Below are 15,469 nucleotides of genomic sequence, written 5' to 3'. Positions count from 1 at the left end.
AAGAAAAAGATTTACTCTATCATAATTGTAACAACTTTAATTTTTGTGAAGCAATATTAATATCTTTTTTTATTGCTTTTTTCAACTCAGCAATGGAGTCAAATTTTTTATTATCTCTTATAAAAGAGACAAAACTTATTCTAGCTTCTTTTTTACATAATACTTCGCCATCTAGAATATGTGACTCAACGGCAAATGAGCCATCCGTAGTAACTCTATGCCCTACAAAAGATACAGATGGATGATAATGTTCTTCATCATCTATACGAGTCAAAGTAACATAGACGCCCTCTTTTGGAGTTAAAAAGCCTGTTGCTTGGATGTTTATAGTAGCAACTAGCTCTTTTTTACCTATACCTTGTCCGGCTACTAAAGCTCCATTTATAGTATAGTTGTGTCCTAAAAAGTCATTTGCACCTTTTATGTCACCTATTTGCAGTTTTGCTCTAATTTTGTGAGAGTGAACTGAATCACCATTGTGGGTAACCTCAGCAACAACTTTCACCTCTGAATTAAAAAGAGTATCCAAATCTTCAAATGAATACTTTCTATCTTTACCAAAATGAAAGTCATAACCAACAACTATCTTTTGGAGTTTTGGGAATTTACTTTTAAGTAGAGATATAAATCCTTCTCCATCTAAGTGACGAATTTCGTCAAGTTCAAGATAGAGTATCGGATAGTGAGAAAAATGTTCACGCTCTTTTTTAGGTGTAAGATTTGCATACCCTGTCTCAATAACAACAATAGTCCCATTTTCATCAAGCTCCGCAAAAAGATGCTGATGTCCTATATGCATACCATCAAAACCACCGATGGCTATAGCAGTACTATTTTTCATAGCAGTAGCAATACTCAAGGTTACCCTCCTTTCCTGTTAATTTTGATGGAGACTTCATAATAAGCTTCCATCCTTTTAATGTAGCGGCATCTTCAAATTTTATCATAGCATTCATAATAGCTTTTTCATCAAGAACAACTCCGTGATTGTCTCTTTTGGCTTCACGTCCAACTTCAAACTGTGGTTTAAACAGAAGTATAATTTTATTTGATGCTAGTCTATCTATATCATCTAAAATATTTAGTAGCGATATAAAGGCAACATCACTTACAACTATGTCAAAAGTTTTCTCACTTTGAAACTTTCTTATATCACAACTCTCAAAAGATAAAACCCGTTTATCCTCCAAGAGAGTTTTATGCAGTTGCTCTTTGCCTACATCTACAGCACTTACTTCTTTCACTCCAAACTCTAAAAGCACCTGAGTAAATCCACCCGTAGATGCACCTATATCTAAAGCTACACTATCTTTAATATCAAGTTTAAGTTCTTCTAAGAATGAACTTAGTTTATGTGCAGAACGAGAGACATACTCCTTATGCTCTGTCACAATAACCTCATCCCCTTCTTCTATTTTTAATGAACTCTTTATAGATACTTTAGCATTTACACTTACCAAACCATCTTTTATAAGTGTTTGTGCTTTAGTCCTACTTCCAGCTAATGAATGATTTACAAGATAGTTGTCAAGTCTCATTAAAACTGATACTCAATAGCACTATACATAAGCTTAATATTCATAGTACGTTCTGTAGTATTTTCTTGATAATCAATATCGTAGTTATCATAGGCCACCTTAACACTTAAGGCATCAGTAATTCTATAACCTACTCCAACTCCATATATCATTGTAAATCCTGTAGAACCTACACCTGCAGCATCCATCTCACCTACACCAAACTTTGCATAAAAATCTAAACTATCATCAAAAAAAGCATAATGAGCCAGAGTACTTACATTTAAAGAGGAGAAAGTTAAAGTCGTATCTTGGTTAGAGTTGTCAACAGCCTCATATGAATTTCCAGAGTTAAACTCAACTTTAGCTAGTTCTACAGATAGGTGTTTATTTATATATGCACCAACATAAAATATCATTGTATCGGAGCTGTCTTTATTTACCTCTTTAAAGACACCATCATCAAAAAATTCAGAAACTCCATAGCCAAAACCTATATATGGTCCACCATCTCTGTCTGCTAATAAAACACTACAAAATAGCAGTATTGATAAAATTATCTTCATCTATTGGCTCTCACTTATTTTATTTCTCATCTCATCTTCTGTTAAACACTCAACTCCAAGACTCATCGCTTTGTCATATTTACTTCCGGCATCTTCACCGTAAATCAAAAAGTCTGTCTTTTTAGAAACAGAACCGGAGACTTTAGCACCAAACTCTTCTAGCATCTCTTTGATTGCACCGCGTGATTCGCTCATAGTTCCAGTTAAAACAGCAGTTTTGCCTTTAAAAGGGTTTTCTACCGCTTCAGCTTTTTGCAGAGGCTCAAGCGGTTTTAATATCTCTTGCAGGGTTAGTATAGTCTCACTGTTTACTCTTACAAACTCCAAGAGAGACTCTGCCATCTCTTCACCGATACCTTCACATGCTATTATTTCTTCTTTAGATGCATCTATGAATGATGAACCAAAGTTCTCACTCAAAGTCTTAGATGCCACCTCTCCAATATGCTCTATGCCCAAAGAGTTTATAAATCTCCAGTACTCACTTCCTTTGGCAGCTTCTAAAGAGTCTAGAAGGTTTTGAGACTTCTTCTGCTTAAAACCTTCAAGAGCTAAAAGTTTATCTAGCGTCAAATCAAACAAGTCAACAACACTCTTTACAAGTCCTGAAGTAAATAGTGTTTCTACTATCTTATTTCCCAAACCATCAATATTCAGACATGGCTTAGATGCGAAATAGATAATAGAGTTTACCACCCTAGCCTCACACTCCAAGTTTTGACACTTCAACAAAACACCTTCATCCAAAAGCTCACTTTTACAAACTGGACAAAGTGTCGGACGAGCGTAAGGAACTTCGCTTCCATCTCTCTCATGAGTAAGGACTTTAATGATTTTAGGTATAACATCACCACTTCTAAGGATTATTACCTTATCATTTAGACGAATATCTTTTCTATCTATCTCATCAAAGTTATGAAGAGTCGCACGTTCAACTATAACACCATCTATATCTGTAGGTTCAACCTGAGCTACAGGAGTAACTGCTCCACTTCGTCCAACTTGAAGCACAATACCCCTTACAGTCGTTATCTTCTCAACTGCCGGAAATTTATATGCAACTGAAAAACGAGGATTTTTAACCGTATAGCCCATATCTATCTGAGATGCTATCTCATTGACTTTTATAACCATACCATCGAGCATCATAGAATAGCTATCTCTATCTTTTTTCATAACTTCATATATAGCTTCTATCTCATCGTAGCCTTTACAAGTAGCTCTTTGAGGCGGTTTTCTAAATCCAAGTTCATAGATATAAGCCATTTTCTCACTAAGCAGTTTATATTCAAGTGAATCTACACCAACGCCATAAGGTAAAAATACTAGGTTCCTAGATGCAGTGATGCTTGAATCTAACTGTCGTAAACTTCCCGCAGCTGCATTTCTAGGATTTGCAAAAACTGCTTCGCCTGCTTTTAATCTTGCTTCGTTTATTTTGTCAAACTCATCTTTAAAAATCACTACTTCACCACGTATTTCTATACGTTGTTTATGTTCTATTGTAAGTGGAATAGAACGAATAGTTTTCACATTTTGAGTTATTAGCTCACCAACCGTTCCATCACCACGAGTGATTCCATGAATGAGTTCACCATTTTCATATATAAGATTAAGACTTGCCCCATCAAACTTTGGCTCACAATAAAATGAGATATTACTATCAAGTTTATATGTCTTAGTAAGCCATTTTTCTAGACCTTGTGAGTCAAAAATATCTTCTAAAGACCACATACGTGATAGATGCGAAGCCTTTGTAAATCCACTAGAGACTATATCACCTATTCTCTGTGTAGGTGAAGATGCTAAAATATCATTTTTATTCTTCTGTTCATACTCTACAACCTCATGGTAAAGGTTATCGTAAACTTCATCCGTTGTAATAGGATCGTCAAGTACATAATAGTTATATGAGTATAGGTTTAACTGCTCAACTGCTTTTTTATAATCTATTAATTTCATAATGGAATTCTATCTCAAAGTTAATTTACATACGCTGTTTTTTTGATATTAGAGCTTTTACGAGTGAAGTTTTAATTGAAAGAAATGATTTTTTATTTTGAGTTAATATCTTCTCTTGAGATTTTAGTCCTCTACGCAAACTTTCAATTTCACGTTCTAGTTTTAAATGTTTATCTATTACATTTCTCTTTATCTCTTTTGTAGCAAGTTGTTCCAATGTTTTCTTTATAGTTATTATAGCTTTTTTAGCTACTTCTATTTCTTTTTTAATAGGCTCTTTAAGCTCATTGTTTTTTATTCTATGCACTTCATCTAATAGGTCTTCTAGTTTCTCATTTTTGTATCTTAATTCATCAGTAAGTTTTTGCTTCTTCTTATTATAATCATTATTATATTCTGTCGGTGAGAGTTTACCTATAAATAACGCAACTATTTGTTCATCAAGTGTATGAATCTCTTTTTGAAGTTTAATTACCGATGCTCTTGTTCTAATATATATTTTAGCTATTGACAACATTGAAATAACATTCCACTTTAAACCACCATCAGTTTCTAATTCAGGTACTTTATATTTCATTCCATCGACTATGACAATATTTAGAGAGTAATACTTTAAAAAATCAACCATATATTCATTTGACATTGAAATCTCATTTAGCATATATTCAGCAATTGAGTCAAAAACACTATTGAAATGAATTCTAAAAATATAACCACTAAAACCTTTTAAAAATTCTACAGGATTATCAAATTTAACAACTAATTCTTCTACTATAATCTTTTGTATATAGACATAGACATTTTTTTCATATATATTATTATCGATTCTTTGTTCTTCAAAATGCAACTCTACAAATTTTTTAACAATTATCATAAAAAATTTTCTGCTACTTTCTTTTGAAAAATGCTTATTATAGAATACTTCCAACTCTTGCTTATCAATTCCATTAAATCTACGTTCTTCTTTGTTATACTCGTTTGTACTAATCTTATTAAAAATCTTAATAAAAATATGCTGTTTTTTAATTACTACTACATCATTTTTCTTAAGTTCTAATGCTTTTCTAACAGCTAATTTAATCACATCTTTTTCATCAAAATTTTTATTATTATTCTCTTCTATCAATGCACAAATTGCACTTTTAAGTCCATTTGACATTATGATAATTTGATTATTTTTATATTCTATCAACTCATCATTACTTTCAATAAGACATATAATATCGTTTATTAAATTCTTCACTATTTTTATCTCTTCCTCAACTATTTATTAAATCTGTAGGACGACCAAAATAATAACCCTGGAACTCATCTACACCATACTCTTTAAGAAGTTTAAATATCTCTTCATTCTCTACATATTCTGCAATAGTTTTAGTCTCTAAATCCTTAGCAAATCGTATAATACTTTTTACTAAAATTTTTGATTCATTATCAACTAATATATTTTTAATAAGTGAGCCGTCTATCTTTAGATAATCAGGTTTTATTTTTAATATATGAGTATAGTTTGCATATCCGCTACCAAAATCATCAATAGCTATTAAAACACCTTTTTGTCTTAATTTCTCAATAATTTTCATAAGTCTATCAAAATCTTCTACACCCTCTTGCTCCGTGATTTCTATGACTATTTTTCCAGGTGATTCAAATTTCTTTATTAGCGTTACTAATTTATCCATAAGAGCATAGTTAAAAAAATCATTTGGAAGTAAGTTTACAGATATCTTCTCGTTTCTCTCTGAGAAGAAAGAGAGTGCTTGAAATAGCATCTCTTGTGCGACTTCTATGTATAGTCCACTTTTTATGGCAACAGGCAAAAAGTCATCAGGTAATATTATATTTTTCTTACCATTTTCAAAATCAACTATTCGCACTAAGGCTTCATATTTAAGTATTTTACCATTTTTATCTGTTATGGGTTGAAAAAATGGAATAACATTTTTATTCTCCAAAGCATGTCTAATAATTTTTTTCATACCTAAAATACGCTCAGAGTTCTTTTTAGTATCTACGCTTTGAGAGTATGCAAGATAAGGAAGAGATTTCTCTTTAGCTTTTCTAAGTGCCATCTGAGCCTCTTCAAGAGAGTGTTCATGATCAAAAGCTAGTCCAGAATATATTTCTATTCTTAGAGTCTCTTCTATTACCCCAATGTAAACAGGAAGAGTATTTATTCTACTATGCAATTCATTTAACATCTCATTATAGATATCTTCTTCGAAGTTTAAGTCCTGCTTTAAGAGTACATACTCATCTGATGAAACTCTATAGGCAATAAAGTCATGTTCAGTCGCAAAGCTTTGAAATTCATTTGCTGCTTGTTGTAAAACCTCATTACCAACATCAACACCATAAAGCTCATTTAAAAGACTGAACTCTTTTATATTACTTAGAATAAGAACATTGCTTTGCGCTAAAAATAGTTCATCATTTAAGGATTGTCTATTTCTAAGCCCTGTTAAGTGATCCGTATAAACTTGCTTTGTAAAATGTTTTAGCATTATGTTAAAACTTTCATGTAGTACTAATACAAGAAGTAAGGCTACAAATATTCCAATAAAAAGCAACTTGTACATAAAAGCTCTATTTTGTTTAACTATACTAGAGATATTAAATCCAAGAACTAAAAATCCTAATGTTTCAGAGATATGATTTTGTAGAGGCAAATTCGTATCTATTTTAAAATCAGACAAGACTTCAGGATTTGTAAAATACTTTTTTAAAATCTTACTACCTTTTATAAGGGTATATTTATCATCTATAGATACTTTGTCTTGCTCAAGCATAATATCTGTGAGTGATTTATCTATTGCTATACCAATATCTATTTTAAAGACTGTTTTAAAATCTTTTATAAATAGTTTTGGTGATACACCAAGCTCTACATTTCCAACATATCTATTTTTATAAAAAATAGCTTCAGTTGTACGATAAGTCATCTCTAGCTTACCAACTTCAAAGCCACTAAAAGATCTTTGCATAGTGTTTGTATCTATTATAAGTTTTCTTTTTTTATTTACTACGTCACCACGAAAGTCAGGCTTATGCGCACGATACAGTGTGATTCCATCTTTAGATCGGAATGTAAGAATTTTAATATCAGGATTTATTGATTTAAGATGATTATAATATGGAGTGACGATAGAGTTTATTTTTTCATAATCAGCATTAGCTATAGCTTCAGAGAGTCCATCAGCTGAGACTACGCTATTAAGTCTGAGCTTTAAAATTTTATCTTCTTCTTTTAGTTTACTATTAAAAAGTTTCTCAGTAGACTTAGTTATATTATTTATCTGATCATTTGTAGACTTTTCAAACTGATAATCTAAAAATACATATCCTACTATCCATGATATTAGTAATACCACAATAACTAGTAAGAGTGTCTTTTGTTTCGTCTGCTCAGGAATATTCAATATTGCTCACTATTGCTCACTATTATAAATTTTAATATTTTTGTATATTGTAACATTTTAATTCAAACTTTGGTATTTAACCACTCTCTCTTTTGATATATATACCAATATATCAAACCTTTTAGTAGTGTTTCTATATTCATAATTATAAATATCATAATAATCCCATAACCCATTTTATAGGCTATATATGATGGTATAACCCTTAAAAACCATAAAGATAGAACGTTTATTTTTAGAGTAGTCTTAGTCGCACCTGCACCTCTTAAGGCACCAGAGTATACAAACATAATAGCTAAAGGAATCTGAGCTAAGCCAACTAATATAAGATAATAAGATGCTACTTTAATTGTCGCGATATCTTGAGTAAAAAAAGATACTAACACTTCAGGAATTGTTATTAAAACAATTCCGACACTTCCCATAAATATATAAGCAATTCTTCCACTAATTACTCCCATATTATAAGCTCTCTCTTTATTAGCAGCTCCAATATTTTGACCTACCAATGCCATAGCAGCAATTGCAAAACCAAAGCCTGGCATAAATGCGATGCCTTCAATACGAAGACCAACCTGATAACCTGCCAGTTCTGCTGTACCATATGCTGTAATGATAGAGACAAAAACTAAAAATGACATACTAGAGATAGCGCGATCAAGCGCTGCACTCCAACCTACGTGCCAAGCTCTTATCATATCTTTTATGCGGATTATTGGGATAAGGTTTAACTTAGAGTTTGATTTTTTTATAAGAAAATAATACGCGATGACATTAAATATATATGCTATTACAGTCGCATATGCCGCACCTTCAATGCCATATGCTTCAAAACCGTAATGACCAAAAATCAAAACATAATTTAAAAAAGCATTAATTGCGGCAGAAAAGAGTTTTATATAGAGTGAACTTTTTGTATCTCCGGCAGCTGAGAGAGCATTATAAAGAAGGTTATCTATAAATATGACAACTATTCCCAAAGAAAGTATTTTAAAGTACATTGAACCCTGAGAGATTACATCTTCAGATGCACCCATAAGTGCGTATATATGTGAACTTCCAAAATAACCGCCTATAGTTACAAAAACTGACAAGATAATCGCAAAAACACTCAATCCATAAAGTAGTGCAGATGCACGTCTTTTACGTCCTTGTCCAATAAATCTCGAAATAAGTGCATTTCCACCAACTACATATAGTGTCATCAAAACATTTATAACCATCATAAACTGCATACTCATACCAACTGCAGCAAGTGCAGATACACTAACCATACCGACCATAAGCATATCTATAAGAACTTGTAAGATATCAACTAGGTGCTTTAATGCCGCAGGAATTGCGATTTTAAATACTCTTTTGGTGTCATTTGAGACTAGTCTTGAAAAAATTGTGCTACCTCTGTCATAGTTTGGATCAGCTCATCTTTTGTTTGAAAATGTAGAACTTTTTTATCTTTAACTTCTTCTTTTAAAGGAGTAAAATCAAAGACTAAAATATACTCTTTTAGATTTACCTTATCTTCATTCGTCTCAATCCACTCTAAGCTCATCTCAGCCACTTCACCTTGCATCTCTACAACTGCAGCAGGATAAAGTCTTGTAAGCTTACTTAAATCTATATCTCCAACTTTTGATTTATATATCATTTCTTATATCCTTAATATTTTGAGTTTTTAAAACCCAAGTAAAATAGACTCCGCCAACGATAAAACCTGCTCCTATAACAACTGTTATAAATTCTAAAGAAAAACCAGCGGTTGCCAAAAAGCCTATCATAAATGATGTAAAAGCTGCGGAACTTAAAAACAGCATATCGTTATATGCAACTATACGTCCATAGTATTTTTCTTCAATATTTTTTTGAAGCAGTGTATATGAATATGACCAAAGTGTTGTTGTAAAAAGCCCTACTATTACACTAGCAATAAGAGAGAGATAAAAATCCTTCATCATAAAAGCCCATAGCCAAACAGCTAATGCCTGAGCAATAAATACATATACAATTCGTTTATTATTTATATATTTACTTATAAGTATAGGTCCTAGAACTAAGCCTACCGCACGAGAAGCATGAAGAAGTCCAAGAGCTAAAGAAGTCGCAATTACAGATGCATAGTACTTATCGACCATCAACGCGACTAATGCATCAAAAGCCGTTAAACCGACAAAAGCATGTATTAGCATTAGATGCAGAGCTTGAGGAGTCTTTTTTATATATCTAAAAGTATCTCTCATCATCTGAAAAAGACTTTCACCTGTTTTTATTACTTCTACTTTTATCTCTAAGTTGTAAAGCAAAACAAAACCAACTACAAACATTAATGAATCCAAGATAAATGCAACTTTTACTCCAAACCAATAAACAACAAAACCACTAATTGCCATTCCAAGGGTATATGATAGGGACCAGATTATTGAGTGAAGTTCATTTGCTCTTTGGAGCTTATCTCCACGCAATATTTTAGGAAGAAGTGACATTTCAGTTGTAAAATAAAAACTAGCTGCTGCCATTTTAACAAAAATCAATACATACAAAAGAAGTAAATCTGATGTAGAATTTACAAATATTAAAGAAAAAGTTGCGAAAATTTCTGCACTAATAAGAATTAATAAAAGTTTTTTCGGTCGTACACTGTCAATTATTGAACCAGAAAATGGTGCCTGAACTACACCCGCTAAAAAGTGTAACATTGCTACAAATGCCACTACAGATGCTGAAACATTAAGTTCAAGAAGTAGCGTATATATCGCTACATTACTAAACCATGCACCAAAATATGCGATAAGTTGTATTGTTGATAGTCTTCTTAAAATTGGCTCTGATTTTAACAGTTTTATATACTCATTCATAAGTGAAAGATTATCATATTCTTAAGGTTTCAAAAAAGAAATTTAAAAATTTGTATAAAAATATTAAAGTTAATTCATATTATGTCGATATGCTGTGTAATAACAATATTTTTGTAGAAGGAGTGAGTCATGGATGGCATAGCAAATGTTGCAAGACAACAACAATCACAAGTAGGTTCGCAGGAAGCTCAAGGAAGAGCAGCTCAGCAAGTACAACAAAGACAGACTAATGCAACGAAGGAGCTTTCTGTTACAAGTTCTAAGATTAATTCTAAAGAACAGGTTCAGGAATTAGTACAACAATTAAACAAGGCAATGGCTCCAATTAGTACAGATCTCAGATTTGGGGTGGATAAAGATGATGTATTTTATGTATCTGTAATTGAATCAGAAACTAGTAAAATGCTTAGAAGATTCCCAGCAGAACAAGCAAAAGATTTTCTTCCTAAAATGCAAGAAGTAACTGGTATATTATTAGACTCAATAGGGTAATTAAAACTCACCCTTTTGGCTAAGTACTTTTCTTTAACTCTATACCTCTCTTATTAATTAAATCTAATACTAACCATTTTTTAATCTTTTTTGTAGTAAAATCGCGTCAATTATTTTGCAAAAGGGAACTTTCCAATATGAAAAAAGAAGTTAAAAAAGTAGTTCTTGCCTACTCTGGTGGACTTGATACAAGTATCATTCTAAAATGGTTACAAGATGAGTATAACGCTGAAGTTATAACTTTCACAGCTGACTTAGGTCAAGGTGAAGAGGTAGAACCTGCACGTCAAAAAGCACTTGACAACGGTATAAAACCTGAAAATATTTTTATACTTGATATTCAAGAAGAATTTGTAAAAGATTATGTTTTCCCTATGTTTAGAGCAAATGCTATTTATGAAGGTGAGTATCTACTTGGTACATCTATAGCTAGACCGCTTATCGCTAAAAAACAGATTGAAATCGCAAATAAAATGGGTGCAGATGCTGTATCTCATGGAGCTACTGGAAAAGGAAATGACCAAGTAAGATTTGAACTTGGTTACCTAGGTCTTAATCCTGATATTACAGTAATTGCTCCATGGAGAGAGTGGGATCTAAACTCTAGAGAAAAACTTTTAGCATATGCAAAAAAACATGGAATTAAAATTGACCAAAAACATGTTGATGCAGATGGTAACCCAACAGTAAGTCCTTACTCTATGGATGCAAATCTTCTTCATATCTCTTATGAAGGTCTTCATTTAGAAGATCCAATGAATGAGCCTGAAGAGTCAATGTGGTTATGGACAAACTCTCCAGAGAATGCTCCTGATGAAAAAGAGTATATAACAATCGGATATAAAAATGGTGACCCTATCTCTATCAATGGTAAAGATATGAGTCCAGCTACAATACTAAGAGCACTAAACGAGTATGGTAATAAGCATGGTATCGGTAGAATTGATATTGTTGAAAATCGTTTTGTTGGGATGAAGGCTCGTGGCTGTTACGAGACTCCGGGTGGAACAATTATGTTAAAAGCTCACCGCGCAATAGAGTCTATTTGTCTTGACAGAGAAGAAGCTCATATGAAAGATGGAATGATTGCTAAATATGCAGAACTAATCTACAATGGATTTTGGTTCTCTCCAGAGCGTGAAATGCTTCAAGCTGCTATTGACACTACGCAAAAATATGTTCAAGGTAGTGTTAAATTAAAACTTTACAAAGGGAATGTTGAAGTAGTAGGACGTGAATCAGATATGTCTCTTTACTCTGAAGAGCACTCAACATTTGAAGAAGATGAAGTATATAACCAAAAAGATGCAGAAGGTTTTATTAAACTAAATGCACTAAGAAGAATCATTGCAGGTAAAAAAAGAAATCACAAATAAGCATTAATATAAGGGATGAATAATGAGTATAATTAAGATAGATATGAATTCAGTAGAGTTTCAGACTGAAATGGAAAAAACAGTAAAATTTACAGACAAAGTTGTTGCTCAGTTTGGTTGGGAATATAATCCTCAAGATGAAGTTAACGAAGGTGTGCAAATGGGTCTTGCTAGAAACAAGATGATGTACAGCAAAAGATTTTGTCCATGTTTTATGGTTGATACAACTGGCGAAAAACCTAAAAGTGTTGATGATAGAATATGTCCATGTAAGCCAGCTATTGAACAAGAAATTCCTCAAAGTGGTGTATGCCATTGTGGTATTTTTTGTACTCCAGAATTTGCAGAAGCTAAGCGCATAGAGATGGGAATGGAAGAAGTTGTTCATACTCATTCACGTGGTCTTACAAGAGAAGAGTGTGAAGTATTAGTCTCTCAAGCTGAACTAGATGGTGATGAGATTATGTCACTTATTGAAGCAAAAGAAATTGGTATGGTTGACTTTAAACTTGTAGATGTTCGTGAGCACATGGAATGGCAAATGGGGCATATCAAAGGTGCAGACGCTCTAGTTCCAACTAGTAGTTTCTTTCAAGTATTAGATGATGCTAAGTTATCTAAAGATGAAAATATAATCCTTTACTGTCATGTTGGTAGTCGTTCTGCTCACTGTGCAAGAATCTTAAATGATATGGGATACACAAAAGTAGGAAATTTAACTCACGGTATTGTCTCTTATGGCGGCGAGATAGAAAGATAACAAGAAAAATAAATGAAGATGTTTCCTTCATTCTATGGAATAAAATTAAGGAGTAAAGTATGAAAGTATTATTAATAAAAGATGTAAAAAGCTTAGGTAAAAAAGGCGAAGTCAAAGAAGTTAAAGATGGTTATGGGAAGAATTTTCTTATTGGAAAAGGTTTCGCAAGACAAGCAACTCCTGAAATTTTAGCTCAACATGCTCAAGATGAGTTAATAGTAGCCGAAAATCTTCAAATAGAGGTAGACGCTCTTAAAAAGGTAGCTTCACAACTTGATAAGTGCGAAATTATTATCACAAAAAAACTTGGTCAAAATGGTCACCTTTTTGGCTCAGTAACAAAAGAAGAAGTTGCAGCTGCACTAAAAGAGCAACATGATATTGAAATTGACAAAAAACATATCAATGAAAAAATAGCAATTAAAACTGTCGGGGAACATGATTTGGATTTTAAACTAGGTCATGGTCTTCATGCTACACTGCATGTGGATGTTCAAGGAGAGTAGAAAATAATGTTTGACGCTACTACAATACTTGCATATAAAGGCAAGAATAAGGCCGTTATTGGTGGAGATGGACAGGTTACTTTTGGAGACTCAGTTCTAAAAGGCAACGCTACAAAAATCCGTACACTTCATAAGGGTAAAATTTTAGCTGGTTTTGCTGGAAGTACCGCAGATGCTTTTAATCTATTTGATATGTTTGAAGATTTTTTAGAGGATAAAAAAGGCGATCTTTTAAAATCTGTTATAGAATTCTCTAAAGCTTGGCGTAAAGATAAAGTTCTAAGAAGACTTGAGGCAATGATGATAGTTTTAAATAACGACCATATTTTTATTCTCACTGGAAATGGTGATGTAGTTGAACCTGAAGATGGAGAGATTGCTTCTATTGGGAGTGGTGGCAACTACGCCATTTCTGCAGCAAGAGCACTTAAAAAACATGCCAAACTAGATGAAGAAGATCTTGTTCGTGAGAGCTTATCTATTGCAGCAGATTTATGCATCTATACAAACCACAGTATTAAAACTCTTACATTAGAGGATAGTAAATAATGGACTTAACCCCAAAAGAGATAGTTGAATATCTTGATAAATATGTAATTTCTCAGCGTGATGCAAAAAAAACTATTGCTCTTGCTTTAAGAACCAGATATAGAAGAATGCAACTATCACAAGAGTTACAAGATGAAATAATGCCTAAGAATATTTTGATGATTGGCTCAACCGGTGTTGGTAAAACAGAGATATCAAGACGACTTGCAAAGATGATGAAAGTTCCTTTTATCAAAGTAGAAGCGAGTAAGTATACAGAAGTCGGTTTTGTCGGTCGTGATGTGGAATCTATGATTCGTGATTTGGTTATTGCATCTATTGCTATAGTAAAAGAAGAAAAAGAAGAAGCAAATAAAGATAGAATAGAGAACTATGTTTTAAACAAGATAGTGGAAAAACTTCTTCCTCCACTTCCAGAAGGTGCTAGTGAGAGTAAAAAAGATGATTATCAGAGACTTCTTGGAGCTACGGAAGAGAGAGTTTTAAGTGGCGATATGGACGATAGCGTCATTGAACTACAATTTGACAAAGTTCACGTAGAGTTTAATGACACAAATCTTCCACCAGAGATGGTGAAAGTTCAAGAGAGTTTTTCAAAAATCTTTGAAACTATGAATAAAGAAGATAATAAAAAAGAAGTTACAGTCAAAGATGCTAAGTCTATATTAAAAGTTGAAGCCAGTCACAAACTTCTTGATATGGCAAATATTAATACCGAAGCACTTAAGCGTGCAGAAGATGGCGGTATAATATTTTTAGACGAAATTGACAAAATTGCTATCAGTTCGAAAAGCCAAGGAAGAAATGATCCGAGTAAAGAAGGTGTTCAAAGAGACTTACTTCCTATCGTTGAAGGTAGTAGTGTAACTACAAAATATGGTGTTATAAATACAGATCATATTTTATTCATCGCAGCTGGTGCATTTCATATTACTAAACCAAGTGATCTGATTCCTGAACTACAAGGTAGATTTCCTCTTAGAGTTGAACTTGAATCATTAACAGAGGATACTCTTTATAAAATACTGACACAAACTCAAAGTTCTTTACTTAAACAGTATGAAGCACTTTTAAGTGTTGAAGATGTAAAGTTAACCTTTGAAGATGACGCTATTAAAGCAATAGCAAAACTTTCACACAGGGCAAATGAGACAACAGAAGATATTGGGGCAAGAAGACTTCATACGGTTTTAGAGAGAGTTTTAGAAGAGATCAGCTTTGAAGCAGATGCTTATAAAGAAAAAGAGTTTATTGTTACAGATAAACTAGTACATGATAAACTTGACATAATCGTTGAAGACGATGACCTCTCAAGATATATCTTATAAACAGTATAATCGCATAAATGCGATGGGCTTCCCGCCGAGGGAAACCTAGTGTTAACGTAGGTATTGGAATTATTTCCGATACCGTACTCATAAAGTAAAAGGTTTCCTTTCATTTTATGAAATAAAATTAAAGGCAATAAAA

Annotated in this window: 15 protein-coding genes; 6 read left to right on the top strand and 9 right to left on the bottom strand. The window is 32.7% G+C overall.

The features are described 5' to 3' along the window. Window positions 1-19: 19 nt before the first annotated feature. The 9 genes from ACLHDE_RS05310 to ACLHDE_RS05270 all read right to left on the bottom strand — a co-directional run bounded on the left by ACLHDE_RS05310 (window position 20) and on the right by ACLHDE_RS05270 (window position 10,316). A complete protein-coding gene (locus ACLHDE_RS05310) occupies window positions 20-841 on the bottom strand; it encodes a bifunctional riboflavin kinase/FAD synthetase (RefSeq protein ID WP_415398514.1) in 822 nt (273 codons plus the stop codon). Next, on the bottom strand, window positions 831-1,538 hold the full coding sequence (locus ACLHDE_RS05305) for a TlyA family RNA methyltransferase (protein WP_415398165.1): 708 nt from the start codon (window positions 1,536-1,538) through the stop codon (window positions 831-833). Before ACLHDE_RS05305 ends, ACLHDE_RS05310 begins: the two co-directional genes overlap by 11 nt. Next, window positions 1,538-2,083 (bottom strand): outer membrane beta-barrel protein, encoded by a 546-nt coding sequence (locus ACLHDE_RS05300; protein ID WP_415398164.1) that lies wholly within the window; start codon window positions 2,081-2,083, stop codon window positions 1,538-1,540. Before ACLHDE_RS05300 ends, ACLHDE_RS05305 begins: the two co-directional genes overlap by 1 nt. Beyond that, on the bottom strand, window positions 2,084-4,045 hold the full coding sequence (gene ligA / locus ACLHDE_RS05295; protein ID WP_415398163.1) for an NAD-dependent DNA ligase LigA: 1,962 nt from the start codon (window positions 4,043-4,045) through the stop codon (window positions 2,084-2,086). Window positions 4,046-4,070: 25 nt separating this feature from the next. After that, window positions 4,071-5,288: a hypothetical protein gene (locus ACLHDE_RS05290; RefSeq protein ID WP_415398162.1), complete on the bottom strand. Its 1,218-nt coding sequence runs from the start codon at window positions 5,286-5,288 to the stop codon at window positions 4,071-4,073. 16 nt (window positions 5,289-5,304) lie between these two features. After that, the gene (locus ACLHDE_RS05285; protein WP_415398161.1) at window positions 5,305-7,416 is read right to left on the bottom strand and encodes an EAL domain-containing protein; all 2,112 of its coding nucleotides are present in this window, start codon (window positions 7,414-7,416) and stop codon (window positions 5,305-5,307) included. Between the two features lie 110 nt (window positions 7,417-7,526). After that, window positions 7,527-8,747: an MATE family efflux transporter gene (locus tag ACLHDE_RS05280; protein ID WP_415398160.1), complete on the bottom strand. Its 1,221-nt coding sequence runs from the start codon at window positions 8,745-8,747 to the stop codon at window positions 7,527-7,529. A 92-nt stretch (window positions 8,748-8,839) separates the two neighbouring features. Further along, window positions 8,840-9,112, bottom strand: a complete 273-nt coding sequence (locus ACLHDE_RS05275) for a hypothetical protein (protein ID WP_415398159.1) — start codon at window positions 9,110-9,112, stop codon at window positions 8,840-8,842. Next, the gene (locus tag ACLHDE_RS05270) at window positions 9,102-10,316 is read right to left on the bottom strand and encodes an MFS transporter (protein WP_415398158.1); all 1,215 of its coding nucleotides are present in this window, start codon (window positions 10,314-10,316) and stop codon (window positions 9,102-9,104) included. Before ACLHDE_RS05270 ends, ACLHDE_RS05275 begins: the two co-directional genes overlap by 11 nt. Before the next feature lie 129 nt (window positions 10,317-10,445). On the opposite strand from ACLHDE_RS05270, the gene ACLHDE_RS05265 reads away from it, so the two are divergent. From ACLHDE_RS05265 to hslU, 6 genes are all read left to right on the top strand, one after another. Beyond that, window positions 10,446-10,808 (top strand): flagellar protein FlaG, encoded by a 363-nt coding sequence (locus ACLHDE_RS05265; RefSeq protein WP_415398157.1) that lies wholly within the window; start codon window positions 10,446-10,448, stop codon window positions 10,806-10,808. A gap of 137 nt (window positions 10,809-10,945) precedes the next feature. Next, the gene (locus tag ACLHDE_RS05260; RefSeq protein ID WP_415398156.1) at window positions 10,946-12,184 is read left to right on the top strand and encodes an argininosuccinate synthase; all 1,239 of its coding nucleotides are present in this window, start codon (window positions 10,946-10,948) and stop codon (window positions 12,182-12,184) included. 22 nt (window positions 12,185-12,206) lie between these two features. Further along, window positions 12,207-12,944: a ferredoxin-thioredoxin reductase catalytic domain-containing protein gene (locus ACLHDE_RS05255; protein WP_415398155.1), complete on the top strand. Its 738-nt coding sequence runs from the start codon at window positions 12,207-12,209 to the stop codon at window positions 12,942-12,944. A gap of 59 nt (window positions 12,945-13,003) precedes the next feature. After that, on the top strand, window positions 13,004-13,450 hold the full coding sequence (gene rplI, locus ACLHDE_RS05250) for a 50S ribosomal protein L9 (RefSeq protein ID WP_415398154.1): 447 nt from the start codon (window positions 13,004-13,006) through the stop codon (window positions 13,448-13,450). Window positions 13,451-13,456: 6 nt separating this feature from the next. Next, window positions 13,457-13,999, top strand: a complete 543-nt coding sequence (hslV, locus tag ACLHDE_RS05245; protein ID WP_415398153.1) for an ATP-dependent protease subunit HslV — start codon at window positions 13,457-13,459, stop codon at window positions 13,997-13,999. Beyond that, complete coding sequence (hslU, locus tag ACLHDE_RS05240) at window positions 13,999-15,327, top strand: HslU--HslV peptidase ATPase subunit (protein WP_415398152.1); 1,329 nt, start codon at window positions 13,999-14,001, stop codon at window positions 15,325-15,327. The genes hslV and hslU overlap by 1 nt, the downstream gene beginning before the upstream one ends. Window positions 15,328-15,469: the final 142 nt, after the last annotated feature.

This window comes from Sulfurimonas iocasae (assembly GCF_047716755.1).
Lineage (GTDB): Bacteria > Campylobacterota > Campylobacteria > Campylobacterales > Sulfurimonadaceae > Sulfurimonas.
This window is presented reverse-complemented; position numbering and strand designations above follow the sequence as displayed.